At 67.3% G+C, this 22,213-nt stretch carries 10 protein-coding genes and 5 pseudogenes; 11 read left to right on the top strand and 4 right to left on the bottom strand.

Features of this window, described 5'->3' with window-relative positions; all coding sequences use genetic code 11:
* Positions 1 to 125: pseudogene (locus ACIBEF_RS30880) on the bottom strand (transposase); the annotation flags it as partial.
* A gap of 792 nt (positions 126 to 917) precedes the next feature.
* Here ACIBEF_RS30880 and ACIBEF_RS30885 point away from each other — a divergent pair.
* Positions 918 to 1,364: pseudogene (locus ACIBEF_RS30885) on the top strand (transposase family protein); the annotation flags it as partial.
* A gap of 171 nt (positions 1,365 to 1,535) precedes the next feature.
* On the top strand, positions 1,536 to 2,339 hold the full coding sequence (locus ACIBEF_RS30890) for an SDR family NAD(P)-dependent oxidoreductase (RefSeq protein WP_396796908.1): 804 nt from the start codon (positions 1,536 to 1,538) through the stop codon (positions 2,337 to 2,339).
* A gap of 735 nt (positions 2,340 to 3,074) precedes the next feature.
* Here ACIBEF_RS30890 and ACIBEF_RS30895 read toward each other — a convergent pair.
* The gene (locus tag ACIBEF_RS30895) at positions 3,075 to 3,812 is read right to left on the bottom strand and encodes an SDR family NAD(P)-dependent oxidoreductase (RefSeq protein ID WP_396796898.1); all 738 of its coding nucleotides are present in this window, start codon (positions 3,810 to 3,812) and stop codon (positions 3,075 to 3,077) included.
* 72 nt (positions 3,813 to 3,884) lie between these two features.
* Positions 3,885 to 4,823, bottom strand: coding sequence for an alpha/beta hydrolase (locus ACIBEF_RS30900; protein WP_396796899.1), 939 nt, complete (start codon positions 4,821 to 4,823; stop codon positions 3,885 to 3,887).
* 474 nt (positions 4,824 to 5,297) lie between these two features.
* Between ACIBEF_RS30900 and ACIBEF_RS30905 the strand changes: the two genes are divergently transcribed.
* Positions 5,298 to 5,822 carry a TetR/AcrR family transcriptional regulator C-terminal domain-containing protein gene (locus ACIBEF_RS30905; RefSeq protein ID WP_396796910.1) on the top strand — a complete coding sequence of 175 codons (525 nt, stop codon included), beginning with the start codon at positions 5,298 to 5,300 and terminating at the stop codon, positions 5,820 to 5,822.
* Here ACIBEF_RS30905 and ACIBEF_RS30910 read toward each other — a convergent pair.
* Positions 5,821 to 5,925, bottom strand: a pseudogene (locus tag ACIBEF_RS30910) (MerR family transcriptional regulator); the annotation flags it as partial. The gene ACIBEF_RS30905 and the pseudogene ACIBEF_RS30910 overlap by 2 nt on opposite strands.
* Before the next feature lie 356 nt (positions 5,926 to 6,281).
* On the opposite strand from ACIBEF_RS30910, the gene ACIBEF_RS30915 reads away from it, so the two are divergent.
* The 8 genes and pseudogenes from ACIBEF_RS30915 (at position 6,282) to ACIBEF_RS30950 (ending at position 22,079) form a co-directional block, all read left to right on the top strand.
* Entirely contained in the window at positions 6,282 to 9,092 is a 2,811-nt protein-coding gene (locus tag ACIBEF_RS30915) for a BTAD domain-containing putative transcriptional regulator (RefSeq protein ID WP_396796900.1), read from the top strand.
* Positions 9,093 to 9,616: 524 nt separating this feature from the next.
* Positions 9,617 to 10,294 (top strand): annotated as a pseudogene (locus tag ACIBEF_RS30920) (hypothetical protein); the annotation flags it as partial.
* Between the two features lie 1,593 nt (positions 10,295 to 11,887).
* Positions 11,888 to 15,760: a ThuA domain-containing protein gene (locus ACIBEF_RS30925; RefSeq protein WP_396796902.1), complete on the top strand. Its 3,873-nt coding sequence runs from the start codon at positions 11,888 to 11,890 to the stop codon at positions 15,758 to 15,760.
* Between the two features lie 450 nt (positions 15,761 to 16,210).
* Complete coding sequence (locus ACIBEF_RS30930) at positions 16,211 to 17,431, top strand: hypothetical protein (RefSeq protein WP_396796903.1); 1,221 nt, start codon at positions 16,211 to 16,213, stop codon at positions 17,429 to 17,431.
* A gap of 290 nt (positions 17,432 to 17,721) precedes the next feature.
* On the top strand, positions 17,722 to 18,381 hold the full coding sequence (locus ACIBEF_RS30935) for a hypothetical protein (RefSeq protein WP_396796904.1): 660 nt from the start codon (positions 17,722 to 17,724) through the stop codon (positions 18,379 to 18,381).
* Positions 18,382 to 18,629: 248 nt separating this feature from the next.
* Positions 18,630 to 18,833, top strand: a pseudogene (locus ACIBEF_RS30940) (DNA cytosine methyltransferase); the annotation flags it as partial.
* Between the two features lie 214 nt (positions 18,834 to 19,047).
* Complete coding sequence (locus ACIBEF_RS30945; RefSeq protein ID WP_396796905.1) at positions 19,048 to 20,586, top strand: chitinase; 1,539 nt, start codon at positions 19,048 to 19,050, stop codon at positions 20,584 to 20,586.
* Positions 20,587 to 21,008: 422 nt separating this feature from the next.
* Complete coding sequence (locus ACIBEF_RS30950; protein ID WP_396796906.1) at positions 21,009 to 22,079, top strand: DUF808 domain-containing protein; 1,071 nt, start codon at positions 21,009 to 21,011, stop codon at positions 22,077 to 22,079.
* The last annotated feature ends 134 nt before the right edge of the window (positions 22,080 to 22,213 follow it).

Consider the following 22,213-nt stretch of genomic DNA (forward strand, 5'->3'; position numbering starts at 1 on the left):
TCCCACGACACCGAAGCCCCACAGATCTCAGCGAAGTGAACGCTAATCTCCCCGGTCGTCAAACCCATGGCACACAACGACAACACCACCTCGTCGACGCCGGAGAGCTGGCGCTGCCGCCGACGAAACCCGCCCCGACCATGATGGTCGGGGCGGGTTCGTCGTGCTGGGCTAGGCGATCAGTCCTTGCGGGCGTGTGGCCGGGCGTCAGGGTGCGGCGGGGGAGCCTGACGCCGGTGATCCGCCATGTGCTCCCTTAGCGCCGCCTGCCACGCCGCCTGGCCCGCATCGTCGGCTGGACCCCCAGACCACCTGTGCGAGTGGTCGGAGTGGTGGAGCCCTTCATCGCCCTTATCGATGCTTGCCACGGCGGCACGTTAGCGGGTTTATGCTACGAAACGTTCGTAAAAATCAGCCGTGTCAGCGGTCGGCAGCTCGGCCGTAGCCAGGTGCAGCGGGCCGCCGACGTACATGGCGAGGTTGACCCGGTTCTCGCCGTAAGCCTCGGCCAGCCGCACCCGCGTCGGTCGCACGGCGAGTCTTTGTTCGCACGCCTGGCAGTCCACTGCGGCCGGCGGGGCATGTGCTCACCACCCATCCGGGTGTCCAGGGCGGCCACGGACCGTTGCGCGTGAAGGGCGTTGTCCGCCCGGCCGGTCGTCGGTACCTCGGACATCAATCGCTGCCCCCGCCAGTGGCAGAGGGGCGCCCGGTCATCTCCCGGCACGGACGCCCCCCGCCTCTCGGCGGGACGGCGGTGACGGTCGCACATCTCGGGTCGATGTTCGCCACCGCCGTCCCGTTAATAAGACGTTACGGAATATGCGTCTGTTCAGCATGGGGCCTGATGTCCGCTGGCTGGCGAATCTGTCCGCTAAGGGATGTCTCGCAACCCCGACGTCTGTCTGCTGAGGATGATGGGTCAGGATGCCTGGGTGCAGGTGATCACGGCGGCCCGCCCGGAGTGGATCTTTCCGTTCACCGGGTTGCAGCCCGTTCAGTTCCGTAAGTTGGTCAGGTTGGTCGCTGAGCGTGGCGGTGAGGGCATCGCCGATGGTAGGCCGGGCCGGCAGTGGGCCCTGGACCTCGCCGATCGGGTGTTGCTGGTCGCCGCGTACTGGCGCACGAACCTGACGATGCGCCAGATCGGCCCGCTGTTCGGGGTGTCGCACTGCGCGGCGCACCGGGTCATCGACACCCTCGCGCCGTTGCTGGCCCTGGCGCCGGTGCGCAAGCGGCCGGTCGAGCAGATCGCGATCGTCGACGGGACGCTGGTCCCGACCCGCGATCACCGCCTGGCCGCCCGGAGCAAGAACTACCGCTACTCCACCAACCTGCAGGTCGCCATCGACGCCTCCACCCGCCGGATGAAGAACTTCAAGATCCTGCGCGACTACCGCCGCGCCGCCCACACACTGGCCGACGCCGCTTCCGGCATCGCCAACCTCCACAACATCATCCTCGCCGGCTGACCACCGAGCCGGCCCCGGACAACGCCCTCACCCAGTTACGAGACGTCCCTTAGAACCTGGTTTATCACGGGAGCGCCGCGCGGCCTGGGCGTCCGATGGGCGGAAGCCGCGCTCTCCCGCGGCGATCGTGTCGCTGCGACCGCACGATCTGCCGACGCGTTGCGCCCTCTCGTTGACAGTTATGGCGACCTGGTTGTTCCGCTCGAACTCGATGTCACGAATGAGGCGGCGGTGCATCAGGCGATCGAGACTGCCGAGGACCGACTCGGTGGTATCGACATCCTGGTCAACAACGCGGGGCAGGCGGTAATGGGTGCCGTCGAGGAGGTCAGCGCGGCGCAGGCACGAGTGCAGATGGAGGTCAACTACTTCGGCGCTCTGTACGCGACGCAGGCAGTTCTGCCGCACATGAGGGAGCGTCGCAGCGGCCGGATCATCCAGATCTCGTCCATGGGTGGGGTCATCGCCACCCCCGTCATGGGGACTTACCATGCAACAAAGTGGGCGCTGGAGGCGTTGAGCCAGGCTCTGGCGGCAGAAGTCTCGGAGTACGGAATTCACGTGACACTCATCGAGCCACTCATGCTCCCGAGCGAACTCGGTACTCCTGCTCCGCAGATGCCCGAGTACGACCATGCCCGCAAGGCGCTGATGGCGGGCTTCGAGGGCACCGGAATCGCTCCGGGTGATCCGGCTGCGGCCGCACAGGCGATCCTCGCCGTCGCTGATGACCCCAATCCACCGCTGCGAGTGTTCTTCGGCGCGAATGGACTGAATTTGCTTCGTCCAGAGTATGCACGCCGGATTGCCCTGTGGGAGGAGTGGGATCACCTCGCCCGGCTCGCGCAGCGCACCTCACCAGCCTGAGGTTGGGACCCTGCCCCGGTTCGATCAGGCCAACGGTGTCGGGCACCCCTCAGGAGGCGCCCGACACCGACGTCGGACGGGGCGCCACGGCAAGCGAGAGAGCCAGCCACGCCTGGACCTGGTCGCTGCCCGTCAACGTCCGGCACGACGGCCAGAGAGTGCCGCGCCGAGACTGCGGAGTGGCGCGGCTTTGGCAAGGGCGACAGCGGAGTGCCTCACCTCGGCCAGGTCGAACGAGACGACGCGACCCGTGGTGGCAATCAATGCGACCGCAGTCTCTAACGGGTGGTCTGCACGTCCACCTCGTCGAGACCGCCCTCGGTGACGCGGCGGCGGCAATGCCGTCGCCCAAGGTGATCAGGGCGGGGTGCGGCCGGAACAGGGCGTCGATTTGGTACGGGAGCTTACGGGCGGCAGCAACGGACCCGAGTAATCATGTCCGCTGACGGGCGGACAGCCTGTCGGCGGACATGATCACCTCTCGCCTCTGCCGTGTACGACCACTCCACGGGCGTGTCCTGCCGGGGCGGCGGTGAAACCGGTATCGCGCCGCCTCCACTGCGCCGATCACCGCAGCGGCTGGAAGCTGGACGGCGGCAGGATCCTCGCGCGAGGCGAGGTTGATGATGGATGCGTCGCACGGAGCTGGTTGCGGGGTTATGGTCGAGCGCCGCTTGTCGGTGGTCTCAGGCGCCACGAAGCCATCACCCCCGGTATCTGAGCTTGACCCCGTTCTCACACGATGGTGCGGCCGCCGTTCACGTCCAGCACTGTGCCGGTGACGAACCGTGCCTCGTCGCTGACGAGGAACGCGATGGCTGCGGCGATGTCCTCCGGATTGGCGACGAAGCCCAGCGGTGCCTGCGCTGCGAGCAGCTGCAGGTACTCTCCCAAGGCTTCGGATCCCGGAGTACGGGTCGGGCCAGGGCTGACGGAGTTCACGCGCACACCGGCAGGGCCGAACTCGGCTGCCCAGCTCTTGGTCAGCAGGTCCAGGGCGGCCTTGCTCGCCCCGTAGACCGACAGACCGGGAAGCGCGACTTCGGCGGCGAGTGTGGACACGTTGACGATCGCTCCACTGCCGCGTGCGGCCATCGCGGGCGCGATGTTCGCAACCAGATAGAACGGGGCCTTCAGGTTGGTGGCCAGTACCGCGTCGAAGGTCGACTCCTCGGTGCCCGCGGTCGGGCCCCCGGCCCCGATCGCCGCGTTGTTCACCAGGATGTCGAGGGTCCCGCCGACGACCTCGGTGGCCTTGGCCGCGAGTTCGACGGCGGACTGTGCATCACGCAGATCCGCGCGGACGAAGTGAGCCTCGTTTCCTTCGGAGCGGATCTGCTCAACTACCTCCTGCCCTCGTTGCGTATCGCGGCCGGATACGACGACACGGACGCTGTTGCGGGCTAGCTTGAGCGCGGTGGCGCGGCCGATTCCGCTCGTCGAGCCGGTGATGAGGGCGGTCTTGGTGTTCACGGGATCTCCTTGCTGGTGGTTTCTGGCGGTCCGGGATGTGACCGGGTTACGTGGGCCGGAGAGTGGTCGGTACTACAGGCCACGAAGGAAGGCGACACGATCTGCGAACGCGCTCTGTGTGATGCGGGAGTTGGGCGCGAGTTGGTCGGAACCGTGGAATGCGCCGGGGCGCACCGACAGGTGCACGGGCACACCGTGTTCCATGAGTCGCGTGGCGTAGGCGACCGTCTCCGCGCAGAAGAGATCCAGTTGGCCGACTTCGAGGTAGGCCGCTGGCAGGTCGTGGAGTGAGTCTGCGCGGGCGGCGGAAGCGGACGCGGGCACTTGGTCGGTGCCGTACTTGTCGCCGAGGTAGGCCTGCCAGCCGGTGATGTTGTCGGCGACCGACCAGGCGAGAAACGGCTCGACCGCCGGGTCGGCGACTGCGGTGCGATCATCGAGCATCGGGTAGACGAGGATTTGCGCGGCCAGGGGCCCGATCCGACGGTCGCGACACACCAGCGCGGTCGCTGCGGCGAGGCCGCCTCCGGCGGAGTCTCCCATGAGCGCGACGCGGCCCCCGGGTACACGCTCCGCCGCGTGCTCGAGCGCCCACCGGACTGCTGTGACACAGTCCTCGACTGCTGCTGGGAACGGCGATTCGGGTGCCAGGCGGTAGTCGACCGCGATCATCGCTACCCCGGCCTCCGAGGCGTAGCGGCGGCAAACGTGGTCGTAGCCGTCGAGGCCACCGGCGATGAGACCGCCTCCATGGACATAGACAACAAGTGCGTTCGGCGCGTTCTCCGGCTTGTAGAGGCGTAGCGGAATGGCGTGCCCATCCGGAGACGGCACGGTGAAGTCCACCATCTCAATACTGTCGTCGGATGTGGCGACGGCAGCCAGTCCGTTGTAGAGGGCGTCGATGTTCGCCCGCCGCGTCTTCCAGTCCCCTTCTGCCGGCGGCGTAGGTGGGGCGGCGGCTGCGATCTCGCTGGCGGCCTCGATAAGTTCCTTGTCGATGCTGAGCATGTAATCCTCTAATTTGTAGTGAAATTCGCCCCGGTCTACTGCGCTCTTGAATGGGCCAGTCAGCCGAAATCCGTCTGCTCTCGCTCGGAGCGGCACTTCAGATGCACTCAACAGGACACGTACAACGTACGTAAGACTGGCTCGCGTACCTTGTACGTGTCAAGTGATGTGGGACACGTCAGTCGAGGCGCCGGCCTGGAGCGGCGCACCTGGGGCAGATGGGGTTGGGTTTCCGATTCAGGGGCCGGCGTAGGCCCCTCGGGTTCGTGATGATCACTGAACCCCTCCTACTATAAGTACGTTGTACGTATAGTAGCCTCAGATGCGTACGCCGTCCTAAGTCGGGGAGTGGCCAGCATGAGAGCCCGTTTCACCCTCGTGGACATCCAGCAACACGCGCTGGCAATCGTCGACCGGGACGGTCTGGTCGGGCTCACCATGCGCTCTCTCGCGGCGTCCCTGCAGACGGGCGCGATGACCCTGTACAACTACGTCGACAGCCGCGAAGCCCTCGAGGAACTCGTGGTCGACGCCGTCTCCGCCCTCGTCGAGATACCAGAGCCCACCGACGACTGGGTGGCCGACACACGCGCGGTAGCCACGGCCCTGTGGCGAACGTTCCGCGCGCATCCCGCAGCCATCCCGCTCGTACTCACCCGCCGCACCTCCTCCCGCGCCAGCCTCGCCCCAGCCGAGGCACTCGCGGCAGCACTGGCACGCGGAGGTCTGGACGGTGTCGACCTGTTCGTCGCGTTCCGCACCGTCTCGGCCTTCGTCATGGGTATCGCGCAAGCCGAGCTGGCTGGCCGGCTATCGCGCGAGGGGGATGCCAACTCCGCCGCCCAACGCGTAGCAGCGCTCGCACCCGACGCACTCCCGACTCTCTCGAAACTGGCCCCAGTCGGCGCCGCCTTCACCGGCCAGGAATTCGAGCGGGGATTGACGGTCGTGCTCAACGGCCTCGTGCACACACCCCGCCCGTTCGCTTCCAGCGATTAGGCGACGAGGTCATCAGCGGCCCGGCCCCGGTGGTGCACAGCTCGTGCACTCGCGGCGTACGGGTCTGCCGGACCTCGGTGTGCCGGACCAGCTCGGCCAGCTCGCACACCACCGCACAGCCTCGGCGACCCGGAACAGCAGGTTCTCCTTACCGGACACCTTCTTGAACTCGTTGTAGCCCTTGTCCCCGATCAGCACCTCAGGACGCTTGCGGGGCCGGCCGAGCCCGGGTTCGCTGACCCGGATCGCGCCTGCCTACGACTCCTTGGACTCACCTAAAACGGTCAATCTCGACCTTGCGAAGGCCCTGGGATCGCGCCCTGGATATTGCCATAACTCATTGATACTTTCCTGTCGCTGCCGTCGTCCCAGCGCCGGGCGGGCAGTGTTGCGAAGATGGGGGCGACCAGCAACGAGTAGGCGCATCGGGGTAACCTGCAATTTCGTCTGCTGGGGCCGGTGGAACTGTGGGAGGCAGACCAGCGGGTTGACATCGGCCCGATGAAGCAACGTGCGGTTCTGGCCGCGCTCCTCGTCGATGCCGGGCGACCGATCAGCCCGGATGTCCTGACCGACCGTGTCTGGGGCGACAAACGTCCGGCCCAGGTCCGCAACGTCCTGCACACCTATGTCACCCGGCTCCGTAGCGTATTCGCCCGGCTGCCCACCGGCTCGCCTGGCCGGCGGCCGCAACTGCTCAAACAGCCGGCCGGCTACGTGCTGGACCTGGACGCTCGAGATGTCGACCTACTGCTGTTCCGCTCGCGGGTCGGCGAGGCGGCCGCGGCGCGCACCAGTCAACCCGACCGGGCGCGGCTGTTGCGGGAAGCCATCGACCTGTGGCGCGGAGAGCCGCTTGCGGGAGTGGCCGGCGAATGGGCGGCACAGACACGCGACGCCTGGCAGATGGAACGGTGCGAAGCGGTGGCGGGCTGGGCACGGACCTCGATCGACCTGGGCCAGGGGGCCGAGGCAGTGGGACCGTTGGAGGATCTGTGCCGGCAGCATCCCTTCAACGAGTCGACTCTCGCACTGCTGATGCGGGCGATGCACGCCGCCGGACGCGATTCGGCAGCACTGGACCGCTATACGGCCATCCGGCGCGTCTTCGCCGAGGAACTCGGCATGGAGCCCGGTCCGGAGCTCCAGCACGTACATCAAGCGATCCTCCGCGGTGAATTGCCGTCGACCGGCCCCAAGCCGGAGGCAGTGGCCCAGATCCCGACTGGTCTTTCGCACTTCGTGGGACGGGAGTCACACCTGTCCCGTCTAGCGGCTCTGCTCGCGGAGGCGGAGAACCAGCCCACCACCACGATGATCGCCACGATCCACGGCACCGCCGGCGTCGGCAAAACAACCTTGGCCGTGCACTGGGCCCGTCAGAACGCCGACCGCTTCCCGGACGGCCAGCTCTACGTCGACCTGCAAGGGTTCAGCGCGGACAGCACGATCGCCAACCCCGCGACGGTTCTACGTGGCTTTCTGGAAGCTCTCGGCACGCCGGCGGGACGCATCCCCGCCGGGCTAAACGACCGCGCCGCAATGTACCGGAGCTTGATGAGCGGCCGGCGAACTCTGGTCGTACTGGATAATGCCCGCGACGCCGAACAGGTCCGGCCGTTGCTGCCGGGCGCGCCGTCCTGCGTCACCCTGATCACCAGCCGTAACCAGTTGGCGGGGCTGGTGGTGACATACGGTGCCCAGTTGGTATGCCTGGATCTGCTCGACGATGGCGAGGCACGCAGCCTGGTCGTGGACCGGATCGGGGCCGCCCGGGGCGCCCAGGAACCGCAACTGCTGACCGAGATGATCGCGCGCTGTGCCGGACTGTCCTTGGCCTTGGCGGTACTGGGCAGCCGGATGGCGATGCGACCGGACGTGCCGTTGGCCGTCATGGCCGCCGAGCTGCGTGAGACCGGCAACGCCCTCGACGCCTTCGCCAGCGACGACCCGGCCACCGACGCGCGTAGCGTGCTGTCCTGGTCTTATCGGATCTTGAGCGCCCTGGGCGCGCGGTTGTTCCGGCTCCTGGGCGTTCATCCCGGCGAAGACATCACCGCCAACGCCATGGCAAGCTTGCTGGCAGTCCCCGTGCCGGCGGTCCGAGTCTTCATTCGCGAACTGACTACCGCCCAGTTGCTCTCGGAACATCGGCCCGGGCGCTACAAGCTGCACGACCTGCTCCAGGCCTACGCGGTCGAACTGGCCGGCACCGAGGAGAGCGCGGCCGAGCGGCACCTGGCCGAGCGGCGACTGTTCGACCACTACCTGCACATGAGCTGCGCGGCACGAATAGCGATGAGCCCTTACCAGCTGCCACGAGCATTGGGCGAACCTTCGCCCGGCACCCAAGTCGCGGAAATTCTCGATCATGCCGGCGCGATGGCCTGGTTCGCGGCCGAACATCGCGTGCTGATGAGCACGCTACGACGCGCGGCGGAGTCCGGCGCGTTCCGGCATGTCTGGTTGCTGGGCTGGTCGCTCTCCACGTTCCTGATCCGTGGGAGCTATTGGCAGGACCATCAGGATGCGATGAAGGCCGCCCTCGATGCGGTAGTACGACACGGCGATCGCGCTGGTGAAGCGTTGGTCCTACTGTGTACCGCGATGGGGCTGAGCCGTATCGGAAAGTCGGCCGAGGCGCGGATCAACCTCGAACGGGCCGTCCGCCTCCAGGCTGAACTGGAGGACCGGAGCGCTGAGGCGAACATCCACGGCACGCTTGCCAGTGTGCTGACACGCGAGGGAGCCTATCCGGCGGCCCTGCGCGAGGGCCGTCTCGCCGCCGATCTGTACCTCGCGGCCGGCAACACGTCGGGTGAGGCGGCAGCTTGGGGCAGCATGGCGTGGACGTTGACCCTCATGGGCCGCCCGGATTCCGCTATCGAACACGGCTTGCGGGCGTTGTCCTTGTCCTCCGCCGTCGAAGATCCGAACAGCCAGGCGGCCACCTGGCACACCATCGGGTACGCCCAGCACCAGCTCGGACGCTTTGACGACGCACGCCGCTCGTACGAGGAATCCTTGGCGCTGCTTCAACGCGGTGTCGACCGCTACAACAATGCGCGGGTGCTCGTCGATCTGGGCGAGGTCCGGCGTGCGACCAACGACCTTGAGGCTGCCTCTGTGGCATGGTTGCAGGCTCTGAAGATCCTGGTGGACCTCGGCTACGCCGAGGCCGCCGACGTCAGGCGCAAGCTCATGGACCTGCGCCTCGCGATGCTCCGTACCGGGAGTGGTCCGACGACCCAGGAGCACCAGGTCCACTGAGGTGGCGGCGATTTCGCCCTGGGCGCCCCAGCGGCCAACGCCTCGGTTACCCCGCCCGGCGCGCCCACCGGCCCGGCGGCCGGTCAGGGCCGAATCAAGAAACGTTCATGTACGGCCCGCGATTCTTCTCCCAGTCACCGGCGTTGCCGGTCCGACATCAGGGAGAACCGATGGATCTCACCAGTCCTCATCGCCGGCTCCGGGCCACCGCTCTCGTCCTGGGTGGAGTCGCGACGTCGCTGATCTTCGCCGCTCCGGCGACCGCTGCGAACTCGGCGCGTGCCCGAACGATCCCCATCCCGCCAGCCTGGACGCCGCGGCGCCCCGGGAGGCAGCAGACCGCACATATATCAGAATTTGATCGACGCAGGGCAATTTCTGCCTCGTGGGCTGACCCGCCCTCGGGCATAGCGGCCACGACCCGGTTCAGGGCGGCAGAGCTAGAATTCGAAGGAGCGGCAGTGGGACGGTCCAACGTGCTCAGATTTCTTTTCAGAGCGCCAAGCGCAACGTTCAAATCGGTCCTGACGTCCGGCAAAACCAAGCGCTCTTTCTGTGCTGCCACCGTTGCCTCGGCGGCACTTCTCGCAGGTGTTGTCGTTGCATCCCCTGCAAGTGCAGCTGCAAACCCGAACCCGGCGCGAATCACCTCGGCCTCTTGGTGGTTGATGGAGGAGCTGCTCAAGCTTCAGCCCGGCTCGCAGAACGGCGGCGTCTACGCCAACAAGCCCGGTTACCACAACACCCGAGCGGCAAACAGCTCAGACAACTACTCCGTCCGGGACGCCGAGGACAAAGGCGGCCCGTCGGACAAGGCCGCTGCCTATGACTGGACGTTTCCGGAGGCTCAAAGCCTGGCCTTGAGTTCCCTGCAGGTCGATCCGAATGCGGTCAAGAAGCTTCCGGCAGGAATTACGGCAGCAGCATCTAACTACAGCAACATTGCCCGGTTCTCCAATCGCCTGCTGGCTTCCGGGCAGAACGCCAATGATCCGCGCCTGAACGGGTGGAAAGAGTTCTTCGGCCAAACCGACAATGACACGACCGTCGAGGGCTGGGATTTCCGCTACCATCGCGCAGCGTCATCCGACTCATCCCACCTATGGCATATTCACCTAAGTGAGGATCGAGACAAGGTCGAAAGCTACGACAACAAGCAGGCTCTACTCAGCGTCCTACGCGGCGAGACGGTCGACCAGTGGCTGAACCGCGGCTCGACTGGTGGTGTGCCGGCGGGTCAGGCGGTGGTTCATGAGGGTTATACGAGTGTGTTCACGGTGAACGCGGCGGACGGGCATTTGCAGGAGTCTTTCCTGGCTCGTGTCGGTGGTGCGTGGGTGACGCAGGATCTGGGTGCGGTCGCGGTGGGGCAGACGCCGTCGGTCAGTGTCCACGACGGCTTCGTCAGCGTGTTTACGGTCACCTCGGCCGGGCAGATCCAGGAGACGTACCTGTCCCGTCTGGGCGCGGCGTGGGTGACCCAGCCGTTGCCGGGTGGGGTGGTAGCGCCGTACACGTCGGTGGTGACGCACGACGGTTATGTCAGTGTGTTCGCGGTGACGACCGGCGGCCGGGTCCAGGAGACCTTCCTGGCTAGTATCGGCGTTGCCTGGGTGTCGCAGGACCTCGGCGCCGCGGCGGTCGCGCAGGCACCGTCAGTGGTGACGCATGACGGCTATGTCAGCGTGTTCACCGTCACCGCGGCTGGGCAGTTGCAGGAGACCTACCTTGCTCGGATTGGCGCCGCATGGGTGACCCAGTCGCTGCCGGGCAGCGCGGTGAAGCCGGCAACGTCAGCGGTCGTGCATGACGGTTACGTCAGCGTGTTCGCCGCCACGACCGGTGGCCGGCTGCAGGAGACCTTCCTGTCTGGTCTCGGCGCGGCGTGGATGGCACAGGACCTGACCGCCAACCCGGGCACTCCGCTGATGGCGGGTCGGCCGGTCACGGTGACACATGATGGCTACACCAGCGTCTTCACCATCAACGCCACGGGCGGTCATGTCCAGGAGACCTACCTGCCTCGTATCGGCGCGGCCTGGACCACCCAGGACCTGACCACCACTGCCGGGACCCCGGCAGCCAAACCGTAACGACTGATCGAAAAGCGTCCGGGCTGCCGCGCTCCACCGGCAGCCCGGACGACGTCCTGCCCCGCCCGGCGGTGTCCACCGACCCGGCATCCCGGATGGCCGGACGCCTCTCAGCCTGCTTCGGCAGCTTCCGCTCGGAGGAGGGCACGATGGTTTCGGCTTACGGCATGGCGTGGCGATCGCGGCGTGTTTCCGCGGTGGATCATCCCGTAAGTCGTTGGTCAAGCCAGTCGTTGATGAGTGATGGCTGGAGCATCGACAGGCCCGCCCCGGCCAGGACGTCATCGGAGCGTCCCGTCGATCACCGCCGCGTACTCACCGACCGGGGCGGACTTCGGCAGTCGGATTTCGCGACGGTCGATGGAGCCATTGTTGGACGATGATGAATCTGTTAACTTTTCCAAACCCCCCGAGAGAGCGCTCTCCCGAGAACAGGGGTCACAGAAGATGGCGGCGCTGCACCCCTGACCAGCCACCGTCAACAGCCGCTCACGTCCACCCGACCCCACCCCCATCCCCATCACGGTGCCGCGCGACCTTCACCGAGCTGTGACGTGCCGACGACCCTCCACCGCCGGGGACAGACGCGACACCGCTGTGCGCGTCCCGGCACCAACCCGCGGGGCCGCCCACCGCGGCCACGTTCGAGACGTGATCGGCGCACGTTTCGGCTACTTCCTCACGAGAGGTAACCAACCGATCATGATTCGCAGAGTGCTGCTCATCGTCGCTCTTGTGCTGGCCGGGATGGGCGTGAACGCCGCCCCGGCATTCGCGGCCGACTTCTCGGTGCTGGTCTTCAGCAAGACCGCGGGGTACCGGCATGACGCGATCCCCGCAGGGATCACCGCGATCCAGCAACTGGGCACACAGAACAACTTCACGGTCGAGGCGACCGAGGACGCCACCCAGTTCACCGACACGAACCTGGCCAGGTTCAGAGCGGTCATCTGGCTGTCCACGACCGCCGACGTGCTCGACGCGACCCAGCAGGCCGCGTTCGAGCGCTACATCCGCGCCGGTGGCGGCTATGTCGGAGTGCACGCCGCCTCCGACACCGAATACGACTGGCCCTGGTACGGCAACCTCGTCGGCGCCTACTTCTCCAGCCACCCCGCGATCCAGCCGGCGACCGTCCGCATCGAGGACACCGCCCACCCTTCAAACGCGGGCATTCCGGTGAACTGGAACCGCACCGACGAGTGGTACAACTACCGCACCAACCCCCGCTCGCAGGTGCACGTCCTCGCGAATCTCAACGAGGCCACGTACACCGGCGGCACCATGAACGGCGACCACCCGATCTCGTGGTGCCGGCCCTACGACGGCGGCCGCTCCTGGTACACCGGCCTCGGCCATACCCAGGAGAGCTACACCGAGGCCAGCTTCCGCACCCACCTGCTCGGCGGTATCAGGTACGCCGCGCAGAACGTCGGTAACTGCTCGGTACAGGCCCCCGTCGGCACGTTCAACCAGGTGAACCTGGCCAAGGGCGTGGCGGAGACCGGTGAACCGATGGGCCTCACCGTGTTGCCCAACCGGGGTGTGCTGCACACCTCGCGGAACGGCGTCATCCGGTACACCGACGTCAACGGCAACACCAAGGTCGCCCTGACGCTGCCGGTCTACAGCCACGACGAGGAGGGTCTGCAGAGCATCAAGGCCGACCCGAACTTCGCCAGCAACCGCTGGGTGTACGTCTACTACGCGCCGCCGCTCAGCACGCCGGGCGGCGACGCTCCGTCCACCGGCACGGCGGCGCAGTTCGCCCCGTTCAACGGCTCCAACAAGCTGGCCCGGTTCACCGTGCGGGACGACAACACGATCGACCCGGCCTCGCTGGTGACGATCCTCGACGTGCCGACCAGCCGTGGGCTGTGCTGCCACGTCGGCGGTGACATCGACTTCGACGCCGCCGGCAACCTGTACCTGTCCACCGGTGACGACACCAACCCGTTCGACTCGGCCGGGTCCGCGCCGATCGACGAGCGGGCCGACCGCAACCCCGCCTACGACGCGCAGCGCACCTCGGCCAACAGCAACGACCTGCGCGGCAAGGTGCTGCGGATCAAGCCGGGTGCGACGGGCGGCTACACCATCCCGGCCGGCAACATGTTCGCCCCGGGCACGGCGAACACCAGGCCCGAGGTGTACGCCATGGGCTTCCGCAACCCGTTCCGGATGAGCGTGGACAAGGCGACCGGGGTCGTCTACCTCGGTGACTACGGCCCCGACGCCGGCTCTGCCGACCCGCAGCGCGGGCCGGCGGGCACCGTCTCGTTCGAGCGGATCACCCAGCCGGGCTTCTACGGCTGGCCGTACTGCTCCAACTACAACACCCCCTACCAGGAGTTCACGTTCCCCAGCGGGCCGTCGTCCGGTCCGTACAACTGCGCCGGTGGGCCGACGAACAACTCCCGGAACAACACCGGCATCACCACGCTGCCGCCGTCGCAGGCGGCCTGGCTGCCCTACGGTGGGCAGGGGCCCTGGCGGCCCGAGTTGGGTGGGGGCGGGCCCATGGGCGGTCCGGTCTACAACTTCAACCCGGCGCTGGCCTCCGACGTGAAGTTCCCGGCGTCGTACAACGGGAAGGTCTTCCTCGGAGAGTTCACCAGTCGCTGGATCAAGGCGGTCACCTTGAACGCCAACGGCACGGCCGGCGCGATCGAGCCGATCCCGTGGTCCGGAACCGCGATCATGGACTTGGAGTTCGGGCCTGACGGCGCCCTCTATGTGCTCGACTACGGCACCACCTGGTTCGGCGGCGACGCCAACTCGGCCCTCTACCGGATCGAGTACAACACCGGCGGCAACCGGGCACCGATCGCGCAGATCAGCGCCACCCCGTCCTCCGGCGCGGCGCCGCTGGCCGTGCAGTTCAGCTCGGCGGGCAGCAACGACCCGGACGGCGACCCGATCACGTACGCCTGGGACTTCACCAGTAACGGCAGCACCGACTCCACGGCGGCCAACCCGACGTTTACCTACCCGGCTAACGGCGAGTACACCGCGACGCTGACGGTACGGGACCCCGGCGGCAGAACCTCGACGGCCAGTACCGTCATCGGGGTCGGCCGACCATCCATCGAGTTGATCACACCGGCCGACGGATCGGTGTTCCAGTTCGGCGACCTGGTGCCCTACGAGGTGAGGGTCACGGATCCGAACGCCGGCACCATCGACTGCAACAGCGTCCAGCTCAACTACATCCTCGGCCACGACAGTCATGGACACCCGATCACCAGCAAGAACGGCTGCACCGGGTCGATCCAGACCACGGTGGACGGTGAACACGACGCGTCCGCGAACATCTTCGGGGTGCTCGCCGCGGTGTACACCCCGGTCAGCGGGGTCGCGGTCCAGGACCAGCACGTGCTGCAACCGCGGACCCGGCAGGCCGAGCACTTCGGCACCATGAACGGCGTCCAGCTCGCCGCCAAGCCCAGCGCCCACGGCGGCAACGCCATCGGGTACATCGAGAACGGCGACTGGATTTCCTTCACGCCGTACAACCTGGCCGGCGTCACCGGTATCAAGGCGCGGGTCGCCTCGGCCGGCGTCGGTGGCACGCTGACCGTGCGGGTCGACTCACCGACCGGCCCGGTGGCCGGCACGTTGCAGGTCGCCCCGACCGGTGGCTGGGAGACGTGGGCCGACGTCACCGGGACGATCAGCCCACCGGCCGGAACGCACCAGCTGTACCTGGTGTTCACCGGCGGCGCGGGATCGCTGTTCGACATCGACGATTTCACGTTCACCTCCGGCACCACGCAACCTCCGTCGGGGAACCTGGCGTTGAACAAGCCGGTGACGGCGTCGAGCACGGAGTCCGGCACCTTCCCGGCATCGGCTGCGGTCGACGGTTCGCTGACCACCAGGTGGGCGAGCACCTTCAGCGATCCGCAGTGGATCCAGGTGGACCTCGGTCAGTCGACCTCCATCGACCGGGTCAAGCTGACCTGGGAAGCGGCGTACGGCTCGGGGTACCAGATCCAGACGTCGGCCAACGGAACGACATGGACCACGGTCCGGACAGTCACCGGTGGCGACGGTGGGGTGGACGACAACACCGCGCTGGCCGCCACGGGTCGTTACGTGCGAATCAACGGTACGGCCCGCGGCACGGCCTGGGGATATTCCCTGTTCGAGTTCGAGGTCTACGGGGGCGGCGTCGTACAGCCGCCCTCGGGCAACCTGGCGTTGAACAAGCCGGCGACCGCGTCGAGCACCGAGGCGGTCGCCTTCCCGGCCTCCGCCGCGGTCGACGGTTCGCTGACCAGCAGGTGGGCGAGTGCCTTCGCCGACCCGCAGTGGATCCAGGTGGATCTCGGTCAGTCGTACCCCATCAATCGGGTCAAGCTGACCTGGGAGGGGGCGTACGGCTCGGCGTACCAGATCCAGACGTCGGCCAACGGGACGACCTGGACCACAGCCCGGACGATCACCGGTGGCGACGGTGCCGTGGACGACAACACCGCGCTGGCCGCCACCGGCCGATACGTGCGGATCAACGGCACGACCCGCGCCACAGCCTGGGGCTACTCGCTGTTCGAGTTCGAGGTCTACAGCTGATCGGGTAGACCGCGCACGATGGGGCGCAGGGACCTTCGAAGGTCCCTGCGCCCCTGGTCTGTCCCGGCCGTCGCCTCAAGGGGCAGTTTGGGAGCAGCAGGGTGCCCTGAACGGCCTTGATCTGCGTCCAACGGCGTCGAGGCCGCTCAACTGCGCCCGCCCCTACTTGCGGTCACCGTTTACCCAGGTCAGAGCGGGTGTAGCGTCCTGTTTTCCCACAGCGCGCTCTTCGGTTCTACGCTGCAGTCGACGGCAATCGATGTTGCAGGTTGGCGAAGTGGTCTCCGCGCCCGAAGTGCTCACCGACGCCCGACAGGCACGAGGGCTTTGACCTGTGGTGATGCGGTCCAGCGGTGCGGTGTGCACTCCCTGTAGAGGTCGAAGTGGTCGGGGACGATTGCCGATAGTGTTCCCAACCACACTGTCCGCGCTTACGGAAAGGGTGCTGCCATGAGCTCTGGTCGTCGGCGGCTGTCGCGAACTGTTGCCGCCGCGCTGTTCCTCCTCGCCGGGTTGGCTGTCCTTGCCGCCCCCGCCGAGGCGGCGAAGAAAGGTCCAGACCTCGCGGTCGACGCGTCCGGGACACGCATAGCGCTGGGGGTCGAGAAGAAGGTCGCCTATCTGAAGATCAGCAACCTGGGGGACGAGACCCCGAGCGACGTCGTCGTCCATGTCCGTCAGCCACCGCAGGGCCCTGACCCCATACCGGTCTCTCTGCTGTGGCATTCCGGGGGTGGTGTGGGGGAGTGCGACGGTGATTTCGGCGGGTTCTACTGCCGACTGTCGCCGGAGTTGATTCCGGGGCCGGGCGAAACCGTCGACGTTCCCATCGACGCGCTCGTCTACGGGACGACGCCCTACGAGGGCAGGTTCGAAGCATCGGTCAGCATCCGGCCGGACGAGGACGCGAATCCGGCCGACAACACCAAGTCCTTCCCGCTGACGCTGGTCGACGAGTCCAAGGCGGACCTCTCGTTGATCGCTCGAGACGTGCAGCAGTCCGTGCGGATCGGTGCCGACGGCATGCCGACGCCCACCGGGACGCTGCACCCGGGTGAGACGGGCGCCGTGTGGCACACCGTCGCCAACCAGGGCCGGAGAACGGTCAGCGGAGTGCGGGTCACGCTGCGTCTGCCCAAGGGTGTGACCTTCACCAGGAAGCCGGAACAGTGTGTGCTCGCCGACGCCGGGCAATCGGCCGTCTGCACCTACCAGCGCCTCACACTCGTTCCGGCCGCCGAGGACACCGACCCGAACGACACGATCTACTCGGCGGTCGAGCTGTACAACCTGGTGACGACCGCGTCATCCGCCAGCGCGCCGGCGACGTTGCGGAGCGGCAGCGTGCGGGTGGAGGGCCTCGCCGAGCAGCCGACGACCAACCGCTCCACGCCTGCACGAACCGACCTGCCCGCGAACGCCGTCGCCGTACGGGTGGCCGACGTGGACCCCGGTGACAATCGGGACGGGTTCGCCGTGGTGCTGGCCGCGAAGGGCGGTGGTGGTGGCGGTGGCGGTGACGGCGGGTTGCCGGTCACCGGACCGCAGGCCGGGTTGGTCGGCGGGATCGGCATGACGGCGATGGCGGTCGGAGGCGTGTTGATCCTCGCTGCCTGGCGTCGCCGGATGATCCTGGTGCCGCCCGAGGACGTCGGGTCCACCCGTAGCTGAGACGCCAGGCGACCGTGCCGCCTCCGCGATGCCCACGAAGGCGGCACCGCTGTCGGTGTTCGACATCTTGATCCCTACCGGCCAGCCGGCGCTTTACGCCGGGCTTGCCGGTGGCGGACCGTTCATCGAGCTGCCGCCGACGTATCACGCGGGCCCACATCGTCGCAGGTCCGCCCTAGCGTCGTGCCACGCGCGAACCTGAAACGCTAAACCCGGCACCGGCCCGCACGTCGGCCGGAACCACCGAGCGGGCCACGGCGGCGCGCATCATCGGGGATAGGGTGCCGTGCATGGAGTGGGACTACGAGGCGTATCGGTTGATCGATCCCGGTGAGGCCGAGCGGCGGTTCTCGTTGTCTGCACATGTTGGTTATCCCTACGCCGACCCCGCCGACCAGCAGGAGATCCGGCTGTTCGAGGGCGATTGGACGGTCGACGGGGACCTGATGTCGGCGTTCGACTTCACCCGGCCGCCGTACCACGTCATCATCGACGGCGACCTCACCCAGGTCAGCGAGCTGACCTGGGTGACCGACGACCGATCCTCGTTCTTCCTGGTCTGTGGCAATGTGGAGGCCCGGGCGGTGACGCTCGGCGGAGTCACCGCAGGGCCGGAACTTGTCATCAGCGGGAGTCTGGTGGCAGACGAGGGCGTACTCGGCGACTGCGACGACCCCGGCGGCCGGCTCGTTGTCCACGGTCGTACGCGCACCCCGATCGCGTTGGTACTCGACGCCTTCGTCATGGATTTTCGTCGGTCGCTGGACGGCGTCGCCGTCGGCGAACCGAGCGCCTTCGTCGGGTCGCATCCTGTCGCCAGCTATGCGGACGCACTGCGCCCCGGGCTTATCGTCGACGGCGAGTTCGACAGAGAAGCAATCTGGGAAGACCTCAGCGCTGGCGGCGCCGCTTCCCTCCTGTGGTCGCAGTACGACCCTCGGTCGGACTGACCGCTTCTGCGGTGGCAGGCAGGTGGATCCGGGCCAGGGTGTCGGTGAGGCCGGCCTGCCACTCGGTCTACCTCCACCAGGTGCCCGACGGCCCGAGTCGACCTCGCCGAGCAGCGACCTGAAGGGCGTCAAGCTGACCGTGACCCTCGGCAAGCTTGTGAGCCTCGCTCGACAGGTCGACTGGGATGTGAGCCTGGTCGACCTCGAGTTGTTGTGGAGCGGGGACGAGAAGGAGGGTCTCCAACGCCGGCAAACGCGCCGGCATCACCGGGACGCACTCCAGCCTGTGGAGTGCCGTCGCCGTTCGCGTCCTTCGACCGCCGGTCGTGTTCCTGGAGAACGTCGCCGCCCTCCTGCGGCGAGGATTCGACGTCGTCGAAGCCGATCTGACCGCGGTCGGGTACGACAAGAGCTGGCTATGCCTACGCGCGTCCGATATCGGCGCCGCCCACGCTGCACGACGGGCGGCCCTCGACCGAGTGACCGGAAGTGCCGCGCTATGCGCGCCGCGCAGCGTCGCGCCGGGGTGCCCCCAGGCAGTGGAGCGAGTCTCGCCCCTGCCACACCACGGGTCTCACGCGCCCACCCCTAGACATCCTCAGTTAACAAACCTAATAATTAGGCCCCGTCGATACCTGTCGATCGGACACCCCTCGGGAGGACCGGATGGCGCGCATATTCCGAACACCATTCCTGGCGGCCCTGGCGGCCCTGGTCTCGGCCGCTGCGGCGACCCTGAGCTTCGCTTACCCAGCCCTGGCCGCCGGCCCGACGGCAGTCTTCACCAAGACCTCCGACTGGGGCTCCGGCTGGGAGGGCCGATACACCATCACCAACGGCGGGTCGAGCACCATCACCGGCTGGCAGGTTCCCTTCACCCTGCCGTCGGGCACCTCCCTCGGATCGTACTGGGACGCCACGGTCAGCAGCGTCGGGCAGCGGCACACCTTCACCAACCGTTCGTGGAACGGCACCCTGGCCCCCGGCGCGTCGGCGTCGTTCGGTTTCTTGGCCACCGGCTCTGGCTCCCCCGTCGACTGCACGCTCAACGGCGCGACGTGCGCCGGTGGCGCACCCCCCACCACGGCACCGCCGCCGACCACCACGCCGCCCACCACCACGCCGCCGACCACCACGCCGCCGACGACCCCACCTACCACCAGTCCACCGAACGCCGGGCTGCCGAAGCACGCCCTGATCGGCTCCCTGCACGCCAGCTTCGCCAACGGCGCCGGGTACCTGCGGATGGCCGACGTGCCCGACGACTGGGACGTCGTCAACCTCGCCTTCGGCGAACCCACCTCCGTCACCTCCGGCGACATCCGTTTCCAACTCTGCCCGGCTGCCGAGTGTCCCAACGTGGAGACCGAGGCCCAGTTCACCGCGGCGATCCGCGCCAAGCAGCAGCAGGGCAAGAAGGTTCTGCTGTCCATCGGCGGTCAGAACGGGCAGGTGCAACTCACCACAACCGCCGCCCGTGACACGTTCGTCCGCTCGGTGTCGGCGATCATCGACCGGTACGGCCTCAACGGCCTGGACATCGACTTCGAGGGCCACTCCCTCTACCTCAACACCGGCGACACCGACTTCCGCAACCCGACCACCCCGGTCGTGGTGAACCTGATCTCCGCGATCCGCGAGCTCAAGCAGCGCTACGGAACCGGCTTCGTGCTCACAATGGCACCGGAGACGTTCTTCGTGCAGCTCGGCTACCAGTTCTACGGCTCAGGCCCATGGGGTGGCCAAGATCCCAGGGCTGGCTCATACCTGCCGGTGATCCACGCGCTGCGTGACGTCCTTACCGTCCTGCACGTCCAGGACTACAACTCCGGCCCCATCGTCGGGCTCGACGGTCAGTACCACACCATGGGCGGCACCGACTTCCACATCGCGATGACGGACATGCTGCTGGCCGGCTTCCCCGTCGCCGGGAACGCCAACGCGGTCTTCCCCGCACTGCGTGAGGACCAGGTCGCGTTCGGGGCGCCCTCCTCCACCAGTGCCGGCAACGGCTACCTCGCCCCGGCCGGCGTGCAACAAGCGGTGACCTGTCTCGTCCGAGGCCAAAACTGCGGCGCCTACACCCCCCGCAGTGGCACCAACCCCAACTTCCGAGGCCTCATGACCTGGTCAATCAACTGGGACCGCTACTACTCCTGGGAATTCCGGCTCAACCACGGACCGTTCCTCAAGGCCCTGCCCTAACTACGAGGCTGGCTGGACCAGCCGACGCCCCCGCCCGTCGGGGCTCGAAATCAGCATCGCGGTCCGGTCCGGTCCGGTCCGGTCCGGACCGGACCGGACCGCGACACCCCCGTCACTGCGCCGCTCACTGACCTGGCATCGCTGGTGGGCGCCCGGTGCCGCGCTGGCGGTGACGATCGTTGCTTACCTACTGCTGTACCGGCTGCCGTCGAACCTTCCGAGGAGGCCGAACGCCACGCCGATCCCACTCGCGGTGCCGTGACCAGCGCATCCTCTGTGGTGACCTCTTCGGCGAAACCGAAGAGGTCCCACGTCCGCTCAGCAGAGTTGCGAAGGTCTAGCATCTACGCGCTTACCTCAAGCTCTCCGCTCGGTATGCGACCGGGCCACGGGTGTGGCCGCGCTCAGGGACCTGAGCGAGAATGGGCCAGTTCGAACCGCAACCCTGGAAGGACTCTCCCTTGGCCGGTGGACTCGTAGCCCTGCTGGATGACGTGGCGGTGCTGGCCCGGGCCGCTGCCGCGTCGATCGATGACATCGGGGCGGCCGCCGCGAAGGCCGGCGCCAAGGCTGCGGGTGTCGTCGTCGACGATGCTGCCGTCACGCCGCAGTACGTGCGGAGCCTGGCGGCCGAGCGCGAGTTGCCGATTATCAAGCGCATTGCCGTGGGGTCGCTGCGTAACAAGTTCTTCATCATCCTGCCGGCGGTGCTGCTGCTCAGTCAGTTCGTGCCTTGGCTGCTCACTCCGATCCTCATGCTTGGCGGCGCCTACCTCTGTTACGAAGGCGCGGAGAAGGTGTGGGCCAAGATCGCCCATCACGGTGCCCACGGCGCGGGCGAGGAGAAGGTGCAGGACGAGACGACACTGGTGTCCGGGGCGGTACGAACCGACCTGATCCTCTCGGCGGAGATCATGGTCATCAGCCTTAACGAGGTGATCGATGAGGCGTTCTGGTCCCGCCTGGTGATCCTGGCTGTCGTCGCCGTCGTCATAACCGTCCTGGTGTACGGCGTGGTGGCCCTGATCGTGAAGATGGACGACGCCGGGCTGCGCCTGTCGCAACGTTCCGGCGCCGTCGCCACGTTCGGCCGCGGTCTGGTGAGGGCGATGCCGATGGTCCTCACCGTGCTGACGGTGGTCGGCACCGCGGCGATGCTGTGGGTGGGCGGGCACATCCTGCTGCTGGGCACGAACGAGCTGAACCTGCACTTCCTGTACGAGGCCGTGCACCACGTGGAGGTCGCCGCCCACGACGCCACGGGTGTTCTCGGCGGGCTCGTCGGCTGGCTCGTCAACACGGTGGCCAGCGCGATCCTCGGGCTGATCGTCGGAGCGCTGGTCGTGCTGGTCATGACTCTCACGCTCCACCGCCGCACATCCAAGGCTGCGACTGCGGCGGCCACGACTCGTACTGACGGCACCATCCCCGCCCCGCCGAGCCATGCAGCTCAGCGCCCCGACGCTTCTGCGGACCAAGCGCCGCGCGGATGACCACGAAATCACCGCAACTCGACCACGGGGCCAGGCGTTCTAGGCCGTGTTTCGTAAGTGGGCGTGGGCCGGGTGAGGTCACGGCGTGGCGGTGATCGATAACTGAAGAGGTCTCCGGTAAGTGGGTTAGCGAC

The organism is Micromonospora sp. NPDC050795 (genome assembly GCF_044456785.1).
GTDB lineage: Bacteria > Actinomycetota > Actinomycetes > Mycobacteriales > Micromonosporaceae > Micromonospora.